This window comes from Tateyamaria omphalii, from assembly GCF_001969365.1.
GTDB lineage: Bacteria > Pseudomonadota > Alphaproteobacteria > Rhodobacterales > Rhodobacteraceae > Tateyamaria > Tateyamaria omphalii_A.
Window position 1 is genome coordinate 2878538 of sequence record NZ_CP019312.1, and the last position, 17699, is coordinate 2896236.

A 17699-nucleotide genomic window follows, 5' to 3' on the forward strand; every position below is an offset into this window, starting at 1 on the left:
AGGCGGTTTCCGTTGTCGGGGAACGTCGCGTGGATATAGTCGGCTGAAACGGAAAAGGAAAGCCTGATGCGTGTTGTTTTGATGTGGCTGGTGATGGCGGGCGCGGTGTGGGCGCAGGATCGGTCGGGGGAATTCGACTACTACGTTCTGTCGCTGAGCTGGTCGCCCAACTGGTGCGCCTATGAGGGAGATGCGCGCGGGTCGGACCAGTGCGATACACGCCATGACTATGGCTGGATCCTGCATGGGCTGTGGCCGCAATACCATCGCGGCTATCCTGAATACTGTCCAACGGCAGAGCGCCCGCCAAGCCGGGCGATGACACGGGATATGGCGGATATCATGGGGACGTCCGGTCTGGCGTGGCACCAGTGGAAAAAGCATGGGGTGTGTTCCGGACTGTCGGCGCCTGCTTATTATGCGCTGTCGCGCGACGCCTACGGCAGGGTGGTCCGGCCAGAGGTCTTTCGCAAGCTGGACAAGACGGTGAAGCTGCCCGCATCTGTGGTGGAGGAAGCGTTTTTGCAGGCCAATCCTGGGATGGGGGCCGATGGCGTGACGATCACCTGCCGCGAGGGGCATATCCAGGAGGCCCGGATATGCCTGTCCCGCGACCTTGATCCGGTGCCCTGCGGGCAGGATGTGGTGCGGGACTGCACGGTGAAGGACGCGCTATTCACCCCGGTCCGCTGAGGGTTTCCAGCCCGGAGGCCGCATCATGTAGCGCCATGCCTCACCCCACGAGCGGGCGCGGGTGACGTCGTGCCAGAGGCCGGGCAGTTCGGAAAACCAGACCTTGATCGGGTTGCGGCTGTCGAAGTCGCGCTTGAGGCCGTAGCGGGGCGTTTCCTCCTCTGCCTGGTAGGTGCCGAACAGCTGGTCCCAGATCACGGTGATGCCGCCGTAGTTCATGTCGATATATTTGTCGTCACAGCCGTGGTGGACGCGGTGGTTGGCGGGGCTGTTCATGACTTTGTCGAACCAGCCCAGTTTGCCGATGACCTCGGTATGGATCCAGGTCTGGTAGGCCAGCACGACGATAATGCCGAAAAAGATCATCTCAGGCGAAAAGCCGAGGAAAACCAGGGGGATGTGCATGATCAGATTCCACACCCCTTCGAGCGGGCCAAAGCGGATGCCGGTGATGATGTTGTAGTCGCGCGAGGAATGGTGGACCGCGTGCTGGGTCCAGAGGATGCGCACCTGATGCGCGATGCGGTGTTCCCAGTAATAGGTGAAATCGGCGGCGATGACGGCCAGTGCAATGCCCCACCATGTGAGCGGGATCTGCCAGGGCTGCGCCACTTCGGCGAGGATGTAGTAGATGATGTAGGCGCCGGTCAGGATGAAGACCTGCACGGCAATCGAGGGGATCTGTGTGCTGGCGCTGACCAGCATTTCGGCGATCGTGCGGCCCTTGTGGCTGCCCTTGAACAGCACTTCGGCGAGTTCGATGAGCAGTATGGCGGCGCCGATCAACAGGAAGACTTCGTCAATGCGGGTGCCAAGGGTTTCGAGCGCTTGGGGCGTCATTTCCTGTTCCTTGAGTGAGGGTGCGCCAGGCTAGGGCGGCGGCCTGTTTCGGGGTGGCATCGCCGGCGGCCACCATGGCCCAGCCGGCGTAAATCAGGTTGTCATAGGCCTGCACGATCCACTCGGTCGGCACATGCGGGTCGAAGGCGCCTTCGGCCTTGGCCATGTCGATGTCATGGGTCAGGTCGCGGGTTTGCGAGGCATAGACTTCGGCCACACGGGGATCATTGATCGCGGGTTCGGTGGCCAGAAACATGTGCCGTGCGGCAAGGGGCAGGATGGCGCCAAGCGCGACCTCAAGTGCGTGCGTGTAGGTCTGGCAATGCGCGGTTGCCGTTTCGACCGCCTCGTCCAACTCCTGCGCCGCAGTCAGGGTCAGCGCAACGATCAGATCGTCACGACCCGCGAAATGGCGGTGCAAAGTGGCCCGGCCGACGCCCGCATGTTTGGCCACATCCGCAAGGGATGCCCCGGGGTTCTGACTGAAGACGGCAAAGGCCGCTTCGAGAATATGGGCTTCGGTTGATACATTTATGTCTCGCATGAGACACATATGTCTCGATTCGCATTCAAATTCAAGAGCACCCCTTGCAGCACGCGCGTATCAGCCTGGCGTCGGTGCACTTGGCGGGTGTCGGAGCCTCCGGCGGTGGTATTTTTGGTCAGAAGAAACGAAAACGCCCGCGCCACTCATCCAATGTGAGCACCGCGGGCGAAGGAGGAAAGCAAACCCTTCTCCTGACACGGCCATCGGCTCCACAGCCTGTACCGCGCGATGAGAGAAGCCCATTAACCTAAATATTCAGTTTCTTCTGACTAAAATACCACGGGGGCGCCCGAAGGGCGCGGGCAGCGCCCCCTAAAGAACGGTGTCGCGCAGCGGCCTTTGGATCACGGCTTAGCCGCCTGCAACCTCCAGGACCATCTTGCCGATATGGCCCGAGCTTTCCATGCGGGTGTGCGCTGCGGCTGCCTCGTTCAGCGGAAATTCAGAGTCCATGACCGGACCGATGCGCCCGGCGGACAGGATTGGCCACACCGCTTCGCGCAGATCCTGGGCGATCTGCGCTTTGGCCAGATCGCTTTGCGGGCGCAGCGTGCTGCCGGTCATGGTCAGGCGGCGCGTCATCAGTTGGGCGAAATTCACTTCGGCCTTTGGCCCTTGCAGGAAGGCGATCTGCACAAGCCGCCCGTCATCGGCCAGTGCAGACAGGTTGCGGCGAATATAGGGCCCGCCCACCATGCACAGGATCAGGTTGGCGCCGCCCTGCTCTTTCATCACCTCCACGAAGTCGGCGTCGCGGTAGTTGATGGCGACCTCGGCCCCGAGATCGCGGCAGGCGGCGCACTTGTCATCCGATCCTGCCGTCGCAAACACGCGCGCGCCGAAGTGGTGGGCCAGCTGGATTGCTGTTGTGCCGATGCCCGAAGAGCCGCCGTGGACCAGGAACCGTTCGCCGCCGGTCAGAGCACCGCGCACGAACACGTTCGACCACACGGTGAAGTAGGTTTCGGGCAGGCAGGCCGCTTGTTTGAGCCCCATACCCTCCGGCACAGGCAGGCAGTGTGCGGCGGGTGTGGCGACGTATTCGGCATAGCCCCCGCCGGGCAGGAGCGCGCAGACCTGATCGCCAACGGCACAGTCGCTGACGCCGGGGCCCACCTCGACCACCGTGCCAGATGCCTCAAGGCCAGGCAGATCGCTGGCGCCCGGAGGCGGGTTGTAGAGTCCGGCGCGCTGCAGCGCGTCAGGACGATTGACGCCCGCCCAGGCCACTTCGATCACGACCTGCCCATGGCCCGCCCGCGGCCGGGGGCGTGTGACAGGCTGCAACACCTCCGGCCCGCCCGGTGCGTTGATTTCGACGGCGCTCATGTCATGGCCCATTCTGATCCCTTTCCTTTTGCGCACCGTACCTTGGTCATCACGGGGAAAGGAAGCCATATGCTGATTGCGGCGCTATGTTTGAACATCGCGGTTCTCGTGCCTGTGGTCCTTGCATTGCTGACAGGCGGGGCGGACGCCGCCTTTGGCCCGGATACTGAGGCCCGTCGCATTCTGACCTGCGTGTACATCAGCATTGCCGCTGTGAGCCTTGGCCTGATTGCGCTCCATCTGGGCAAGCATGCGTGGGCTGTACCCATGACCTTTGCCCTGTTTGCGGTGCAAATCACCTACAAGCTGACCACTGTCCTATCCGTGGGTGTGGCCAGCCCGGTTGTGCTGACCAATTTGGTGGTCGTCGCCGTTCAGATCGTTGTGATCGTAGCGTGGTCAGTCGCGCGAAGCTGACCATGAGCCGGGCATGTCCGTGTGCGGTGACGCCGATGGCGCTTTGACCTGGTCCAGCACCCAGTTCGGGCCAGCGAAAAGTGTCGACAGGAATTTACTGTCGCGCACCTGCGCCTTGACCTTTTCGATCTGCATGACGTCATCGATGCGGCGGTCGAGGAAAGCCCACGTGGCCTGGTTGTCGGTGCTGTCGTCACCCAGCCAATACAGGACCGTCGCGGAATAGACACCGGACAAGGTTGCGCGCTTTGTGTACCAGTTCACATCGTCGGATGTGTCGCCCAAAGCGGTCCAGATCTTGTCCGCCGTGCCCCAAATCGCCTTGGCCCCGTCGCCAGCGTACATCGGCAGCGCAAAGAGCGTCGTGCCACGGCGCACCGCTTCCTTGTCCGTGACCGCCTCGATGCGAAAGCGTACGGCTGCCGCAATCTTGTCACGGAAGCGGTCGGGCAGATCATCTGAACCCAAGCGGGCAACCATGATGTCATCGCCGCGCGCGTGGTAGGCACGCGCCAGATCCACGGCGCCGCGCGGGTACACCGCACGAACCATAGCCATGTCGACATCTGCGTCCACCGCTGCAGCCTTGAGCGTGGTCTCGGACCACCCGTCAAATGGCACGTGCAGCAAGGCAGCATCCAGCAGCCGGTCTTTTACGTCGTTCGGAGTATTTTCCATTGCCGGATGGTAGAGCGGAGCCGCCGGTCAAACAAGGTCGCGCCTTAAATTTGCGTCCCTTGGCCGCGCCCTCAGGCACCAGCTTGCCCGAAGGCTTGATGCCCACTGGCGATTAGCAGCCGACACATCTTTGGCGCCGGTCGCACAGCGGTTTGCCGCCTCAAAAAGGCCGGGTTTTCTGCGCCATTTCGCTCGATTGACGGCGCACAAACAGAGAGCTTGCCGACCTGCTCAGATCACAGGAAAGAAGAGGTGTGGATTTTCAACCAGAGAGAGAAATGAGATGTCTGTTGCAAGCGAATTTGAACGACTGATGCTCGACCTGATTAACGAAGAGCGTACCTCGCGGGGCATTGATCCGCTTACGCTCGAACTGCGCCTGAACGAGGCCAGCGAAGACCACAGTGCGTGGATGGAGAACACCGGCGCCTTCAGTCATACAGGGATCGGAGGATCCAGCGCCGGCGATCGCATGGAGGATGCCGGGTTTGTTTTGTCCGGCAACTGGGCCTGGGGCGAAAACATCGCCTTCCAATCCGAGCGCGGCGCACCGGGAATTGCCGACGACGTTGCGGACCTGCACACGTCACTGATGAACAGCGCCGGCCACCGCGCCAATATCCTGAATCCTGATTTTGAAGTGATCGGGATTGGAATCGAAAACGGCGACAACCGCGGATTTGATGCGGTTTACGTCACGCAGAACTTTGCGGCGACATCTGCGCCAGTCCAACTGGACACATCGCCGCCGAAATCGCCCCCGGTAGAAGGGCCAAGCGACGGCAATGACATCCTGATCGGTGGTACAGGCAGTGATCGGCTGGACGGCATGGCCGGGAATGACGCAGTCAGCGGGCGCGGCGGCGATGATATTCTGTTCGGCGGCACAGGCCGGGATACCTTGGATGGTGGAGCGGGCGATGATCGGATGTCCGGCGGCCAGCAAAAGGATGTCATGGTGGGCGGATCCGGAGACGACCGGATCAGCGGCAATGGCGGCGACGACCGTATCAATGGTGGTGACGCCAATGACAGTGTCTATGGAGGTGTCGGAGACGACGATCTTTACGGCGGGAGCGGCAGGGATTTCGTAAAGGGCGGCAACGGAGATGACCGGCTTTTTGGCGGGGCGGGTCGCGATACGCTCGATGCAGGCATCGGGCGTGACATCCTGGACGGCGGAGATGGAGCAGACCGGCTTAACGGTGGCGGTGGTCGAGACCAGTTAAACGGCGGCGCCGGGGACGACACACTGACCGGCGGCGAAGGCGACGATACCTTCATCTTTTCTGAAGGCCGGGACATCGTGCGTGACTTCGATAGGCGCGAGGCTGGCGAAATCATCGATCTAAGCGAGGTGACCACCATCACATCGTTCCAGGATTTGGTGTCTGACGGTCATCTGAAACAGTTGGGGTCCCATGCGGTCATTGACGATTTCAACGGGAACAAGATGGTTCTGATCGACATCGATATTGACGACTTTAATGCCGGAGATTTCCTGTTCTAAGGTCGCACTGATCAAAACGGCGCGGCACTGGACAAAGGCGGGAGGCCTTGCTATACGGCGGCCTCCTGCAAATCCTTGCAACTCTTATCTAGAAAGGTGGTGACAACCACATGCAGGTTAGTGTTCGCGACAACAATGTTGATCAGGCGCTTCGTGCCCTGAAAAAGAAGCTGCAACGCGAAGGCGTGTTCCGTGAAATGAAGCTGAAGCAACATTTCGAGAAGCCGTCCGAGAAAAAAGCGCGCGAGAAAGCTGAAGCGATCCGCCGGGCCCGCAAGCTGGCTCGGAAAAAAGCGCAACGCGAAGGGCTGCTTTGAGCCATTTGTGAGTGCTGTTGAATTAAAGAACCCCGTAGCCGCCCGGCTTCGGGGTTTTTGTTTGTACAATGAAAGCAGTGCTGCCCCGGCCCCTACTCCGCGGCGTGCAAACCATGCGCGGGCATGTCATCGTCGCCCTGTGCCGCCTGTGGCGAGAGCGTGAATTGTGCGAGGCTTCCCATCATTCTTTTCATCTCCTTGGTGAGCGATTCGCAGGCCGCATTTGTGCTTTCGAACATGGTGGCGTTGCCCTGGGTCACCTTGTCGATCTCAGAGACCGAGACGTTCACTTCGCTCAATTGATCGGATTGCGCCTGTGTCGCGTCCGCGATCTTTTGCACAGACCTGGTCATGCCTGAGACGGATTGAACAATGTCCTGCAGCGCGTCGCCCGCTTGCGTGACCAATGCAACGCCCGCCTGGACCTGATCGTTGCTTTTTTCCGTAAGGTCGGAAATACCCCGCGCGGCTTCGGTGGCGCGCTGCGACAGGGCGCGCACCTCGGAGGCGACAACGGAAAAGCCGCGGCCCGCCTCGCCTGCGCGGGCGGCTTCGACCCCGGCATTGAGCGCGAGCAGATTGGTTTGAAACGCGATGCCGTCCATGACCGCGTTTATCTTCGCAATTTCGCGGGAGGAAGTTTCGATCCCGCCCATGGCGGTTACGGCGCGACGAACAATCTCACCGCCCGCCACGGCGTCGTTGCGCACCTTGTCCGCGGTGGAGGCTGTTGCCTGTGCGTTGTCGGTCGACGCGCGCACGGCGCCGTGCAGCGTGTCCACGGCGTGGCTGGTGACTTCAAGCGACGCCACTTGCGCCTCGGTCCGACGGGCGAGGTCATGGGCGGATCGCTCGACAGCGGCCACAAGGTCCATCAGGTCGGATGTGCCGCGCATCACGTCGCCGATGACATCGCCCAGGGTGCCGACAGCCCGATTGAAGTCACGGCGAAGTGGCTCGTAGTCTTGGGGGAAAGCCGCGTTGATCCGATAGGACATATCCCCGTGCGCCACATGTTCGAGCCCGTCGCGCAGGGAAGTGACGACGATGGACTGCGCATCATACATGGATTTTTGCGCCTCAGCCGTCCGCAGATCGGCAGCGTCACTGGCGGCGATGGCCTGTTCACGCGCCGCTTTCTCCTTCGTCAGCGCATGAACAAGGTCCTCGGCTTCGGACTGGGCGGTGTGGGCGCGCTGCGCCTCTGCCTCCGCAAGATGCTGGGCCGCTTCCGCGGCCTGTTTGGCCTGTTCTGCCGCTGCAAAGGCGGTGTCAGCATCGTGAAAGGCCGCATGCACTGCGCGCGTCATGTCCAGCCGCTTTTGTACGATCAACGTCAGGACGAACACTTCAATGCCGACAATTGCCCCGTGAAACAGGGCGCGCTCGGCATTTTCCAGCAGGTTCACGCTGGGAAAGACGAGGTGCGGCAGGACGAGGCCAAGCGACAGGTGGTGCAGCACGGTCGTCGCGGCTGCAAGCATGATGGTCGGGACATGTACCAGACCCACAAGGGTGGCGAGTGCCGCGAAGAAAAGCATATGCCCGTCGACCTGCCACCCGGTCCCGCTGAGTGCCGCCACAAGGCCGATGGACTGCGCCACGGCTGTCTGGCCGACGATGATGCAATAATGTTTGTGCCGACGCTTGAAAGACCAGAAGCCGAGCGCGACCGCGCCGAAGCACATCACAGCGGGCCAGAGCGAGGAGATCGGCAGCAGGAGGCCCGCAGCGCCGATGAAAACTGCGAACACGGCACAGCCAACCAGGATCCAGTAGGCGGCGAGCCGGCGCGATTTTTCGAGTGATCTTTGAATATCGACCATTACAACGCAACTCCGCACAATGCAGCGATGACAGCGCCGTCACGTACCCCGAACGCGCCGAAGTCCCGGGCGCGCTGATCAAAACGCGCGGGGTCATCCGTTTGCACAAGAGCGGCAAAGAGCGCCTGTTGCGGGCCCACCAGCGTGCCGCCGGCAGACTGCGCCAACATATCGGCATCCTGCCAGGGCGCCAGAAACACCAGCCGTAGATCTGATTGCTTGGGCGGCTGAAGAGTCAAACCTGCCAGCGGGGCCGCCAATCCCAACAGGGCCATCATTACAAATACACGCATTGCCTATCATCCAAATGTGATGGGCGCTTTCTATGCCGGAATCTCTGAACATTTGCCTAAACGACAATGGCGCGCCTTTTGCAAAGGCGCGCCATCAAGGCAGGCGCTGGATACCGCGCCTGCCGGATATGAGCCGTGCGCTAGCCGACCAGCGCGTTGTCGTCGCGCTTGACCGCGATGATCGACGAGCGGGGCAGCGACCCTTCACCATCCGGGAACGGCGAGCCTGGGTGCTGGATGCCCACGAACATCGTGCGGCGATCAGCGGACCAGGTGAGGCCCGTCACTTCGCAGCCGTTGGGGCCAGTCAGGAATCGGCGAATCTCACCTGTCACCGGATCACCCGCCAACATCTGGTTATTGCCCATGCCAGCAAAGTCGCCTTCGTTGTCGTCATCGCCGTCTGTCTGGATCCAGATCAGACCGGTTGTGTCGATCTGCATCCCGTCGGGCGAGTTGAAGAGGTTGCCCGCATTGATGTTGGCCGACCCGGCATATGGCCCGTCGCTGTGCACGGTGGGGTTGCCCGCCATGACATAGAGGTCCCAATCGAAGGTGGACGCACCATGGTCGTCGTTATGGGGACGCCAACGCACGATCTGACCGTAGTTGTTCAGCTCCCGCGGGTTCGGCGCGTTGGGCACCATGGGTTCTCCGGCCGCGTTGGTGCGGATTGACCCGTCATCATTGGTGGCCCCGCGGCGCGAGTTGTTGGTCAGGCAGCAATAGGCCTCGACCGCCGTGGGATTGACCGCGATCCATTCGGGACGGTCCATAGTCGTCGCGCTGACGGCCGTGCCCGCCATACGGGTAAAGACGGAGATTTCGGCTTGCGTCATGCCGGTGTCTTCGGGCGTGAGCGCGATCCAGATACCGGTGCCATCATCGTTGAACTTGGCCACGTGCAACTGACCCTCGCTCAGCAGGGTCGAGGTGTCGCCGCCGGGGACATAGATGTCACGGCTGACCCACTTGTACATGTATTCACCACGTTCATCGTCGCCCATGTAGACCACGACCTGACCTTCCGGTGACAGCGCATAGGCCGCGTTCTCGTGCTTGAACCGGCCCAGAGCGGTGTGCTTGACAGGGGTCGCATCCGGGTTCCAGGGGTCGATTTCCACGATATAGCCTGCGCGGTGCGGCTCGTTCGGGTTCTTGGAGATATCAAAGCGCGCGTCAAAGCTATGGTAGTTGTAGCGGCCCGGTTCGACATCCGTGTTCACGCCGTAGCGTTTGAAGCTGGCAGCGTGCACATCGTCCAGCGACAGCTCTTCGGTGGTGCCGAAGTAACCGTTGAAGTTTTCCTCGCACGTCAAGTAGGTGCCCCAGGGCGTGCGGCCCGACCCACAGTTGTTGAACGTGCCAAGCGAGGCAGCGCCCGTTGGGTCGTCATCGGTTTTCAGCAGATCGTGACCGGCTGCTGGGCCGTCAATGATCATGGGCGTGCGGTGGTGGATGCGGCGGTTATAGGGGCTGTCGACAACCACTTCCCAGCCGTTTTCGCCTTCGGTCACTTCCATGACGCTGACGCCCTGGAAGTTCTGCAGGCGCACGACGTCGTCGGCGGACATGGACGCGCCTTCCTGCTCGACGGCGAGGTTGATCTTGGGGTTGGGATATTCGCTGTTAACCACCAACAGTTCTGTGCCGCCCTTGTGGAACAGCTCCATCCCGTCGGTGTTTTCGCCGAACACACGGTCGGATCCTTCGGTCGGGATACCGGTGGTCGCGTCCCATTCAGGCGCGTCGGAGAAGAGCGGATCGCCCCAACGGACCAGAACGTCCCATTTGTAACCATCGGGCACATGTACGGTGCCGTCTGTTTGCGGCGCAAGCTGGTCAAAGGCAAAGCGCGAGGACTGTCCGGCCATGGCCGTCGTGCCCTTCAGCAGGCCCGTGCCCATGACGGCGGCACCCGATCCGAAGGCCAGCACGCTGCCCAGAAAACCGCGGCGCGAAATGGCGCGCTCGACAACCTCGTCGAAGTCTTGCGTTGTTTTGCGTGGAAATTTCAGCTCGTCCCAATCGTCAAAGGACAGATCCTGAATATCTGCGTCTTTCATCGTGAACTCCCTAGTGTTTTGAGTGTGGCGATTCACGCCCCGCGTGTGCGTGCACCATGAACATCACCGCTATGTGACGAATGGATAACTTGGGCGTTATGTCGCGGGCCAATTCACACCGGCAAGGCGGTGGTTTTGAACACGGTGCGCAGGGCAAAGCTGGACTGCATTTGCGCCACGCCGGGCAGGCGGGCGAGGGATTGCCGGTGGATGCGCGCGAAGTCCTCGGTGTCTTCGGCCACGACCTTGAGGATGTAATCCGCCGTGCCTGCCATCAGGTGGCATTCGAGCACATCGGGAATGCGCGCAACCGCCTTTTCAAACGCCTCGAGTACTTCGTCCGCCTGACCCTGCAGCGTGATCTCGACGAAGACGGTGGTGGGCACGCCCATTTTGCGCGCATCCAGCAGGGCGACATAGTCCCGGATGTAGCCCGCCTGTTCCAGCCGCTGCACGCGGCGGTGACATGCCGAAGGGGACAGGTGCACGCGTTCACTGAGGTCTGCGTTGGACATGCGCCCCTTTTTTTGCAGGGCTGACAGGATACGCCGATCTGTCGCGTCAAGGGTCATGTGCGCAGAATCCTTCGTTGAATTGATGCTTCGGCGCGGATTTCTTCGACTGTCATGCGCCAACACGAGCCATTTTCGGTGTCCGATTGCAAGCAGAATGCGCGAAGCTGGAGCCATCCACAGGAGGATCAGCCATGCACATCGGATGCCCAACGGAAATCAAGCCACAGGAATACCGGGTTGGGCTGACGCCCAATGCCGCGCGCGAAGCGGTTGCACATGGCCACAGGGTGACCATGCAGGCCGGTGCGGGTCAGGGCGCGGGGTTTGCCGATGATGATTACATCGCGGCAGGCGCCGCGATCGTAGACACGGCAAAGGAGGTCTTTGCCACCGCCGACATGATCGTGAAGGTCAAGGAACCGCAGGCCGTTGAGCGCAAGATGCTGCGCGAGGGGCAGTTGCTGTTCACATATCTGCACCTCGCGCCGGACCCGGAGCAGACGCATGATTTGCTGGCTTCGGGCTGCACGGCCATCGCCTATGAAACGGTGACCGATGCGTCTGGCGGACTGCCGTTGCTGGCGCCCATGTCAGAGGTTGCGGGTCGTCTCGCCCCGCAGGTGGGCGCCTGGACGCTGCAAAAGGCCAATGGGGGACGCGGTGTTTTGATGGGCGGCGTCCCCGGTGTCGGCCCCGCGCGCATTGTGGTGATTGGCGGCGGTGTCGTGGGCACCCATGCGGCCCGTGTGGCCGCCGGGATGGGCGCGGATGTGACCGTGCTGGACCGGTCCCTGCCCCGCATGCGCTATCTGGATGACATATTTGCCGGTCTGTTCAAGACCAGCTTTGCCAGCGCGGGCAACACCGCAGAATTGGTGGCGGCAGCCGACATGGTGATCGGCGCGGTATTGATCCCGGGTGCGGCGGCCCCCAAGCTGGTGAGCCGCGCGCAGCTGTCGACGATGAAGCCGGGCGCCGCCATCGTAGACGTCGCAATCGACCAGGGTGGCTGTTTCGAAACGTCACGCGCAACAACCCACGAAGACCCGATCTATGACGTGGACGGGATCATGCACTACTGCGTTGCCAACATGCCCGGCGCGGTGGCGCGCACCTCGACCATCGCACTTGGCAATGCCACGATGCCGTTCATGCTGGCGCTGGCGGACAAAGGGTGGCGGCAGGCCTGCGAAGACGATCCGCACCTGATGGCGGGCCTGAACGTGCATGCGGGCCAACTGACCTTTGACGCGGTCGGCAAGGCCTTGGGCATCGACGTGGTCGCACCTGACTGTGCGATTAAACAGTAGTGGTAAAAACCGCCGCCCAAGGCGTACGGGCGGCGGTGCGTTCTTGGCGCTTGGATCAGCCCTGTCTGGAAAGCTGATCGCGGATCTCGATCAGGATGTCCAACTCGCTCGGGCCGCTTTCCACCTCCGGCTCCACCTCTTGCGGCTTTTCGGCCATCGCTTTGACCCTGTTCACGTAGCGCACCAGCATGAACACCACGAAAGCGATGATCAGGAAATTGATGACCGCCATCAGGAAGGCGCCGTATGCGAACACGGCGGCGCCCGCCTCTCGCGCAGCTTCGAGCGAGGCGCCTGCGGCGACGTCGCCAGCCAGCACGGCGTAGTTGTTGGTGAAATCCAGACCACCGGTGAACAGCCCGATGATGGGGTTGATCAGGTCCCCCACCAATGACGTCACGATGGCGGTAAAGGCCGCGCCGATGATGATACCGACGGCCATGTCCATGACATTGCCCTTGGCAATGAAATCCTTGAATTCGCTTAGCATATTTCGTCCCTTGTTGGCTTTTGCACGCGTTATGTTGTTTTTGGTGCGTGCGTGAACATTGGTTAACACAACTGCTCACAGAGCAAAGACTATTTTGACGGGGAATTTCGCCTATGTCGGACCCATGGTTTCAAGGAGACGACCCATGGCTGACCTCAGCGCCTTTCCGATCACGCAAAAATGGACACCCAAGGATCCGTCGATCCTACAGCTTTTTTCCTTTCCGACACCCAACGGGGTGAAGGCGTCGATCGCGCTGGAAGAGATGCAAATCCCCTACGAGGCGCATTTGGTCACGCTGGCGGATCCCGATGTCAAAAGCCCCGAATTCCTGTCGCTCAACCCAAACAACAAGATCCCGGCGATCATAGACCCCAACGGGCCGGATGGCGCACCGGTGGGCCTTTTCGAATCCGGCGCGATCCTGATCTACCTCGCCGAAAAGTCCGGCAAGCTGATGGGCAAGACGGCCACGGACAAGGCCAAGACGATCCAATGGTTGATGTTCCAGATGGGCGGCCTTGGCCCGATGCTGGGGCAGATAGGGTTCTTCGTGAAGTTTGCGGGCAGCCAGTGGGAGGACAAACGACCGCAACAGCGCTACGTGGACGAGGGCAAGCGCCTGCTGGCCGTGCTGGAACAGGAACTGGAGGGCAAGGACTGGATCACCGGCGAGTACTCTATCGCGGATATCGCTATCGCCCCATGGCTGAACGCCCTGAACTTCTACGGCGCCCAAGACTTGGTGGGCTGGAGCGACCACACGAACCTGGTCGCCTATGTCGACCGCTTTTACGCCCGCCCGGCGGTGGACAAGGCCAAGAACATCCCGCCACGCCCCTAATCCCTTCTTCTGGCTAAAAATACCACGGGGGACGCCTTTGTCGCGCCATTGGTCCGAGAGACACTGGCGACGGCAAAGCCCCAATCAAAAAGAGGTGTCGCGCAGCGTCCCTTGGATCAGCCCGCGCGCATACCCGCGCTGATCTTTTCGGCCATCATAATTGTGGGCGCATTCGTGTTCCCACCCACCAGCCGCGGCATCAGCGACGCGTCTACGACGCGCAGACACTCAAGCCCACGCACTCGGCCGGCAGGGTCGGTCACCGCCATATCATCCTGCCCCATCCGGCAGGTGCCGACAGGGTGGTAGATGGTATCGGCCCGCGCACGGATGTCCGCCTCAAGCGCTGTATCGCTGCCATCATGGGCATAAAGCTGTTTGCCACGCCACGGATCCAGCGGCGGGGCGGTCAGGATGTTCTCCATCCGTCGCGCGCCCTTCATCAGCAGGTCCAGATCGCGCCGATCCGTCAGATAGTTCGGATTGATCCGAGGCGGCGCCGCGAGGTCCGAGGATTGCAGTCCCACATGGCCGCGGCTGTGCGGGCGCAGCACGCAGACATGGCAGGAATAGCCGAACGCCGTGTGGATCTTGCGCATATGCTGATCGACGATACCGACAACGAAATGCAGTTGCAGATCGGGCCGGTCCGCGGACGGTTCTGACCGCAAAAACGCACCCCCTTCGGCAAAGGGAGAGGCAAAGAGCCCCGTGCCATCCTTGCGCCAGCGCAGACCCGCCTTGGCCAGCGCCAGCAACCCTGCGGGGTTCAGCCCCACCACATCATCCCGTTTCGAGCGGTAGCTGATGATGTAGTCCAGGTGGTCCTGCAAGTTCTGCCCGACGCCGGGCAGCTCATGCACCACGTCAATGCCGTGCTGCGCCAGTTCGTCCCCCGGGCCGATGCCGGACAAGAGCAAGAGGTGCGGCGAGCCAAAGGCACCGCCCGAAAGGATGACCTCGCGCGCAGCCTCCAACAGCTTGATCTTGCCCTGCTGCCGGATGCGCACACCGATGGCGCGGGCGCCGTCCATCTCGACCTTTTGGGCCACGGCGCGCGTCAGGATGGTCAGGTTGCTGCGCGCCCGCACCGCGGGCGGCAGGTAGGCTGCAGCGGCCGAGCACCGTTCGCCGCGCGCTGGCCCGCTGTGGTGCTGGGTCACTTGATAAAGCCCAACACCCTCCTGCCGGTCCCCGTTGAAATCATCCGTGATGCGAACCTGTTGTTTTGCAGCAGCTTCGACAAAGCTATGCGTGATCGTGCGCGGTTCGGATTGTTCGGCCACCTGCAAGGGGCCATCCCCGCCGTGCAGATCATCGCTGCCGCGCACATTGCCCTCGGACCGCTTGAAATAGGGCAACACGCTGTCCCAATCCCAACCTTCAGCTCCCAGATCAGCCCATTCGTCATAATCTTTGCGATGACCCCGCACATAAAGCATCGCGTTGATCGCGCTGGAGCCACCCAGCGTCCGCCCGCGCGGCTGAAACCCGCGCCGCCCGTTCAGTTCGGGCTGCGGTTCGGTGTGAAAGGCCCAGTTGTTGACCTTGGGCCGGCCCGAGATCATGCCCGCCACAAGCGCCGGAGCGCGGACGAAGATGTCGCGCCCGTTCCCCCCCGCCTCGATCAGGCAGACGGACACGGATGGGTCCTCGCTCAACCGCGATGCCATCACGCAGCCTGCGGACCCGCCGCCGACGATCACGTAGTCGAATTTCATATGCCCTCCTCCCAGCCGGAACGCTATGAGTGGGGCGCTGATGGCACAAGCGTGACCCTAGGTCGGACGGCGCTGATCTTTGACGCAAAGACCATTTGGAAACCGTCGCGGTTTTCACGTGCGGCCTGGTTATTTGCATCAAAAGCCGGATGTAAACTGCGCCAGTCTCCGTTCAGCCGGGCAGCGCACCTGTCAAAACGTAGCGCAGGATGTCTACGACCTGTCCCGGCTGCTCTGCGACCGCGAGCGCTGCGGCGTCCACTTCCTTGAGCGCGTGGGCGTGATCCGGCCCGTGCAGGATGATCAACGACTTGCCAAGGGCCGCGGCATAGCCTGCATCAAAGGCCGCATTCCATTGCTTGTACTGATCGCCAAAGCGCACCACGACGACATCCGCATCCGCAATTCCCTTGCGGGTGCGGATCGCGTTGACCATGGCCCCCTTGTGGTCATGCCAATACTTCTGATCTTCGGCCCCCAGGATCGCCACGCCGCAGTCGTCGCTGGCCGCATGGTCCGTGACCGGCGCAGAGAAGGTGATGTCGAGCCCTTGGGCGCCCGTGACGATCTGTTCGCGCCAATCGGTGTGGATCTCACCGGACAAATACACATTCAGCATCGCGTCGCTCCCTGTCGCTGTGGTCCCGCCTAACCTGCGCCTTGGGCGGCCAAAGGCAAGGGGTCAGACCGCGCGCGCCACGACGAAATGATTGGGCGGACGCCGCGGATAATTCCCGGTCTCCAATATCTCGAACCCGGCACGGGTGGTCCGCGCGTCCAGATCGGCGATGGTATCAAACCGCACATAGGGGGCCTTGCCCACCAACTGCATCACAGGGATGAGCCGCTTCAGCAGACCAAACTTGAAACCAAGTGACCGCTCCCCCAGGCAAGGCGATTTGGTGATAAAGAGCCCGCCGGGGGCGAGCAGATCATGCACGCGGGCCCAGGCCGCGTCGACCTTGTCCACGAGGTGAAACAGGTTGAAGGCCATCACCACGTCAAAGCTGCCGTCCTGCAGATCGGGGCTGAAGACATCCGCTTGCAAAAAACGGACATTCTCGACACCCATCTTCGCCTCGGCCTGCGCGATCATGCCGCCGGAATAGTCTGTTGCGAGAACTGACCCGGCGTGTTCGGCCAGTCGCAGCGCGGTCGTGCCGGTCCCGCACCCGAGTTCCAGAACACGGTCCGTCGGTTTGAGATAAGATGCCACCCGTTCCAGCGTCTGATCGTAGGCGTCGGGGTCGCTGACGGGTTGTGCCGCGTATTTCACCGCGACCCCGTCCCAGAATTTTGCTGAGGTCTTCATATGCGTCTCCTTCGCTCACGCATATAAGCCGCCTTTTCACCGGCAGAAATTGACCTTTTTCGCAGCCCAGATATACAGATTTGCATGGACAGAGGTTTTGACTGGACACATATGCGCGCCTTTTTGGCGACGGCCGAGACCGGGTCTCTGTCGGCGGCAGCGCGACAATTGGCCGTGACGCAGCCAACAGTCGGGCGGCAGGTCGCAGCGTTGGAGCAGGAGCTGCGACTTGCCCTCTTCGAGCGCACGGCGCGCGCCATGACATTGACAGATGCGGGACGCGACCTGTTGGTTGAGGCGCGCCGAATGGGCGATGCTGCCCAGCGCATCAGCGTCATCGCGCAAGGGCGGACCGATGGACTGGACGGCACGATCCGCGTCACAGCATCGGATATGATGAGCGCGTATGTGCTGCCTGACACGCTGCTGAAACTGCGCAGCATTGCCCCGCGCTTGCGGGTCGATGTGGTCGCGGCCAATGACATTCGGGACATCCTCAAGCGCGAGGCGGACATCGCCATCCGCCATGTGCGCCCCACCGAACCCGATCTGATTGCGCGCAAGATCAGTGATGCGTCGGCCCATCTTTATGCGTCAAAGGACTACGTGACGCGGCGCGGAATGCCGGCGACCGTCGAGGATCTGAAAGAACACGACTTTATCAGCATGGCGGACGATGATCTGTTTATCGCCGCCATGGCGGACCGGGGCATCCCGGTCACGCGGGACAATCTGCGCGCCGGTTCGACCAGTGGGATCACAACGTGGGAGATGATGCGCAAGGGCTTTGGGCTTTTTCCGATGTCTGACCACATAGCAGAACAATTCGATGACGCATTGCGCCTGCTGGACGGCGTGACCGACCTGACCTTTCCGGTCTGGCTGGTCACTCACCGCGACCTGCACACGAGCAAGCGCATCCGGCTGGTGTTCGATCTGCTGACAGACATGCTGTCCGAAAGCTGATCTGCGGTGGAAGGTGCGCAGTAAA

19 protein-coding genes are annotated in these 17699 nt (G+C 61.6%); 7 read left to right on the forward strand and 12 right to left on the reverse strand.

Going from position 1 to position 17699, the window contains the following annotated elements; translation table 11 throughout:
- Positions 1 to 66 precede the first annotated feature (66 nt).
- Positions 67 to 693, forward strand: coding sequence for a ribonuclease T2 family protein (locus tag BWR18_RS14365; protein ID WP_076629155.1), 627 nt, complete (start codon positions 67 to 69; stop codon positions 691 to 693).
- Here the strand turns inward: BWR18_RS14365 and BWR18_RS14370 are convergent.
- The 3 genes from BWR18_RS14370 to BWR18_RS14380 all read right to left on the reverse strand — a co-directional run bounded on the left by BWR18_RS14370 (position 673) and on the right by BWR18_RS14380 (position 3421).
- A complete protein-coding gene (locus BWR18_RS14370) occupies positions 673 to 1533 on the reverse strand; it encodes a sterol desaturase family protein (RefSeq protein ID WP_076629156.1) in 861 nt (286 codons plus the stop codon). The two genes, BWR18_RS14365 and BWR18_RS14370, sit on opposite strands and share 21 nt — an antisense overlap.
- Positions 1493 to 2077, reverse strand: a complete 585-nt coding sequence (locus tag BWR18_RS14375; protein WP_076629157.1) for a TetR/AcrR family transcriptional regulator — start codon at positions 2075 to 2077, stop codon at positions 1493 to 1495. The genes BWR18_RS14370 and BWR18_RS14375 overlap by 41 nt, the downstream gene beginning before the upstream one ends.
- A 354-nt stretch (positions 2078 to 2431) precedes the next feature.
- On the reverse strand, positions 2432 to 3421 hold the full coding sequence (locus tag BWR18_RS14380; protein ID WP_076629158.1) for an NAD(P)H-quinone oxidoreductase: 990 nt from the start codon (positions 3419 to 3421) through the stop codon (positions 2432 to 2434).
- Positions 3422 to 3478: 57 nt separating this feature from the next.
- Here BWR18_RS14380 and BWR18_RS14385 point away from each other — a divergent pair, with 57 nt between their 5' ends.
- Positions 3479 to 3826 carry a hypothetical protein gene (locus BWR18_RS14385; protein WP_076629159.1) on the forward strand — a complete coding sequence of 116 codons (348 nt, stop codon included), beginning with the start codon at positions 3479 to 3481 and terminating at the stop codon, positions 3824 to 3826.
- Here BWR18_RS14385 and BWR18_RS14390 read toward each other — a convergent pair.
- The gene (locus BWR18_RS14390; RefSeq protein WP_076629160.1) at positions 3809 to 4504 is read right to left on the reverse strand and encodes a COQ9 family protein; all 696 of its coding nucleotides are present in this window, start codon (positions 4502 to 4504) and stop codon (positions 3809 to 3811) included. The genes BWR18_RS14385 and BWR18_RS14390 overlap by 18 nt on opposite strands.
- Before the next feature lie 130 nt (positions 4505 to 4634).
- Here BWR18_RS14390 and BWR18_RS14395 point away from each other — a divergent pair, with 130 nt between their 5' ends.
- Both BWR18_RS14395 and rpsU read left to right on the forward strand, forming a co-directional pair.
- Entirely contained in the window at positions 4635 to 6014 is a 1380-nt protein-coding gene (locus tag BWR18_RS14395) for a CAP domain-containing protein (protein ID WP_254684868.1), read from the forward strand.
- 110 nt (positions 6015 to 6124) lie between these two features.
- Positions 6125 to 6331 (forward strand): 30S ribosomal protein S21, encoded by a 207-nt coding sequence (gene rpsU, locus BWR18_RS14400; protein ID WP_005614280.1) that lies wholly within the window; start codon positions 6125 to 6127, stop codon positions 6329 to 6331.
- Positions 6332 to 6423: 92 nt separating this feature from the next.
- Here rpsU and BWR18_RS14405 read toward each other — a convergent pair whose 3' ends face one another.
- The 4 genes from BWR18_RS14405 to BWR18_RS14420 form a co-directional block, all read right to left on the reverse strand.
- Positions 6424 to 8157 carry a methyl-accepting chemotaxis protein gene (locus BWR18_RS14405; RefSeq protein WP_076629162.1) on the reverse strand — a complete coding sequence of 578 codons (1734 nt, stop codon included), beginning with the start codon at positions 8155 to 8157 and terminating at the stop codon, positions 6424 to 6426.
- Positions 8157 to 8450, reverse strand: a complete 294-nt coding sequence (locus tag BWR18_RS14410) for a hypothetical protein (protein ID WP_157598788.1) — start codon at positions 8448 to 8450, stop codon at positions 8157 to 8159. The genes BWR18_RS14405 and BWR18_RS14410 overlap by 1 nt, the downstream gene beginning before the upstream one ends.
- 140 nt (positions 8451 to 8590) lie before the next feature.
- Entirely contained in the window at positions 8591 to 10516 is a 1926-nt protein-coding gene (locus BWR18_RS14415; RefSeq protein WP_076629164.1) for a PhoX family protein, read from the reverse strand.
- Positions 10517 to 10629: 113 nt separating this feature from the next.
- Positions 10630 to 11088 carry an Lrp/AsnC family transcriptional regulator gene (locus tag BWR18_RS14420; protein ID WP_076629165.1) on the reverse strand — a complete coding sequence of 153 codons (459 nt, stop codon included), beginning with the start codon at positions 11086 to 11088 and terminating at the stop codon, positions 10630 to 10632.
- A 134-nt stretch (positions 11089 to 11222) separates the two neighbouring features.
- Between BWR18_RS14420 and ald the strand changes: the two genes are divergently transcribed.
- Positions 11223 to 12341 carry an alanine dehydrogenase gene (gene ald / locus BWR18_RS14425; RefSeq protein WP_076629166.1) on the forward strand — a complete coding sequence of 373 codons (1119 nt, stop codon included), beginning with the start codon at positions 11223 to 11225 and terminating at the stop codon, positions 12339 to 12341.
- A 55-nt stretch (positions 12342 to 12396) separates the two neighbouring features.
- Here the strand turns inward: ald and mscL are convergent, their stop codons facing one another.
- Positions 12397 to 12831, reverse strand: coding sequence for a large conductance mechanosensitive channel protein MscL (mscL, locus tag BWR18_RS14430; protein ID WP_076630331.1), 435 nt, complete (start codon positions 12829 to 12831; stop codon positions 12397 to 12399).
- Positions 12832 to 12976: 145 nt separating this feature from the next.
- Between mscL and BWR18_RS14435 the strand changes: the two genes are divergently transcribed.
- Positions 12977 to 13675 (forward strand): glutathione S-transferase family protein, encoded by a 699-nt coding sequence (locus tag BWR18_RS14435; RefSeq protein WP_076629167.1) that lies wholly within the window; start codon positions 12977 to 12979, stop codon positions 13673 to 13675.
- Between the two features lie 116 nt (positions 13676 to 13791).
- Here BWR18_RS14435 and BWR18_RS14440 read toward each other — a convergent pair whose 3' ends face one another.
- The 3 genes from BWR18_RS14440 to BWR18_RS14450 form a co-directional block, all read right to left on the reverse strand.
- On the reverse strand, positions 13792 to 15396 hold the full coding sequence (locus BWR18_RS14440; protein WP_076629168.1) for a GMC family oxidoreductase: 1605 nt from the start codon (positions 15394 to 15396) through the stop codon (positions 13792 to 13794).
- A 172-nt stretch (positions 15397 to 15568) separates the two neighbouring features.
- Positions 15569 to 16015: a YtoQ family protein gene (locus tag BWR18_RS14445; RefSeq protein WP_076629169.1), complete on the reverse strand. Its 447-nt coding sequence runs from the start codon at positions 16013 to 16015 to the stop codon at positions 15569 to 15571.
- A gap of 63 nt (positions 16016 to 16078) precedes the next feature.
- Positions 16079 to 16708: a class I SAM-dependent methyltransferase gene (locus BWR18_RS14450; RefSeq protein WP_076629170.1), complete on the reverse strand. Its 630-nt coding sequence runs from the start codon at positions 16706 to 16708 to the stop codon at positions 16079 to 16081.
- Between the two features lie 84 nt (positions 16709 to 16792).
- Between BWR18_RS14450 and BWR18_RS14455 the strand changes: the two genes are divergently transcribed.
- Positions 16793 to 17674: a LysR family transcriptional regulator gene (locus tag BWR18_RS14455; protein ID WP_076629171.1), complete on the forward strand. Its 882-nt coding sequence runs from the start codon at positions 16793 to 16795 to the stop codon at positions 17672 to 17674.
- Positions 17675 to 17699 lie beyond the last annotated feature (25 nt).

What these genes read in the sequence shown, in the direction of transcription:
- BWR18_RS14440 (WP_076629168.1), bottom strand. Translation starts at nt 15,396, where the DNA reads ATGAAATTCGACTACGTGATCGTCGGCGGCGGGTCCGCAGGCTGCGTG.
- BWR18_RS14445 (WP_076629169.1), bottom strand. Translation starts at nt 16,015, where the DNA reads ATGCTGAATGTGTATTTGTCCGGTGAGATCCACACCGATTGGCGCGAA.
- BWR18_RS14410 (WP_157598788.1), bottom strand. Translation starts at nt 8,450, where the DNA reads ATGCGTGTATTTGTAATGATGGCCCTGTTGGGATTGGCGGCCCCGCTG.
- mscL (WP_076630331.1), bottom strand. Translation starts at nt 12,831, where the DNA reads ATGCTAAGCGAATTCAAGGATTTCATTGCCAAGGGCAATGTCATGGAC.
- BWR18_RS14435 (WP_076629167.1), top strand. Translation starts at nt 12,977, where the DNA reads ATGGCTGACCTCAGCGCCTTTCCGATCACGCAAAAATGGACACCCAAG.
- BWR18_RS14420 (WP_076629165.1), bottom strand. Translation starts at nt 11,088, where the DNA reads ATGACCCTTGACGCGACAGATCGGCGTATCCTGTCAGCCCTGCAAAAA.
- BWR18_RS14365 (WP_076629155.1), top strand. Translation starts at nt 67, where the DNA reads ATGCGTGTTGTTTTGATGTGGCTGGTGATGGCGGGCGCGGTGTGGGCG.
- BWR18_RS14380 (WP_076629158.1), bottom strand. Translation starts at nt 3,421, where the DNA reads ATGGGCCATGACATGAGCGCCGTCGAAATCAACGCACCGGGCGGGCCG.
- BWR18_RS14415 (WP_076629164.1), bottom strand. Translation starts at nt 10,516, where the DNA reads ATGAAAGACGCAGATATTCAGGATCTGTCCTTTGACGATTGGGACGAG.
- ald (WP_076629166.1), top strand. Translation starts at nt 11,223, where the DNA reads ATGCACATCGGATGCCCAACGGAAATCAAGCCACAGGAATACCGGGTT.
- rpsU (WP_005614280.1), top strand. Translation starts at nt 6,125, where the DNA reads ATGCAGGTTAGTGTTCGCGACAACAATGTTGATCAGGCGCTTCGTGCC.
- BWR18_RS14405 (WP_076629162.1), bottom strand. Translation starts at nt 8,157, where the DNA reads ATGGTCGATATTCAAAGATCACTCGAAAAATCGCGCCGGCTCGCCGCC.
- BWR18_RS14390 (WP_076629160.1), bottom strand. Translation starts at nt 4,504, where the DNA reads ATGGAAAATACTCCGAACGACGTAAAAGACCGGCTGCTGGATGCTGCC.
- BWR18_RS14385 (WP_076629159.1), top strand. Translation starts at nt 3,479, where the DNA reads ATGCTGATTGCGGCGCTATGTTTGAACATCGCGGTTCTCGTGCCTGTG.
- BWR18_RS14455 (WP_076629171.1), top strand. Translation starts at nt 16,793, where the DNA reads ATGGACAGAGGTTTTGACTGGACACATATGCGCGCCTTTTTGGCGACG.
- BWR18_RS14370 (WP_076629156.1), bottom strand. Translation starts at nt 1,533, where the DNA reads ATGACGCCCCAAGCGCTCGAAACCCTTGGCACCCGCATTGACGAAGTC.
- BWR18_RS14375 (WP_076629157.1), bottom strand. Translation starts at nt 2,077, where the DNA reads ATGCGAGACATAAATGTATCAACCGAAGCCCATATTCTCGAAGCGGCC.
- BWR18_RS14450 (WP_076629170.1), bottom strand. Translation starts at nt 16,708, where the DNA reads ATGAAGACCTCAGCAAAATTCTGGGACGGGGTCGCGGTGAAATACGCG.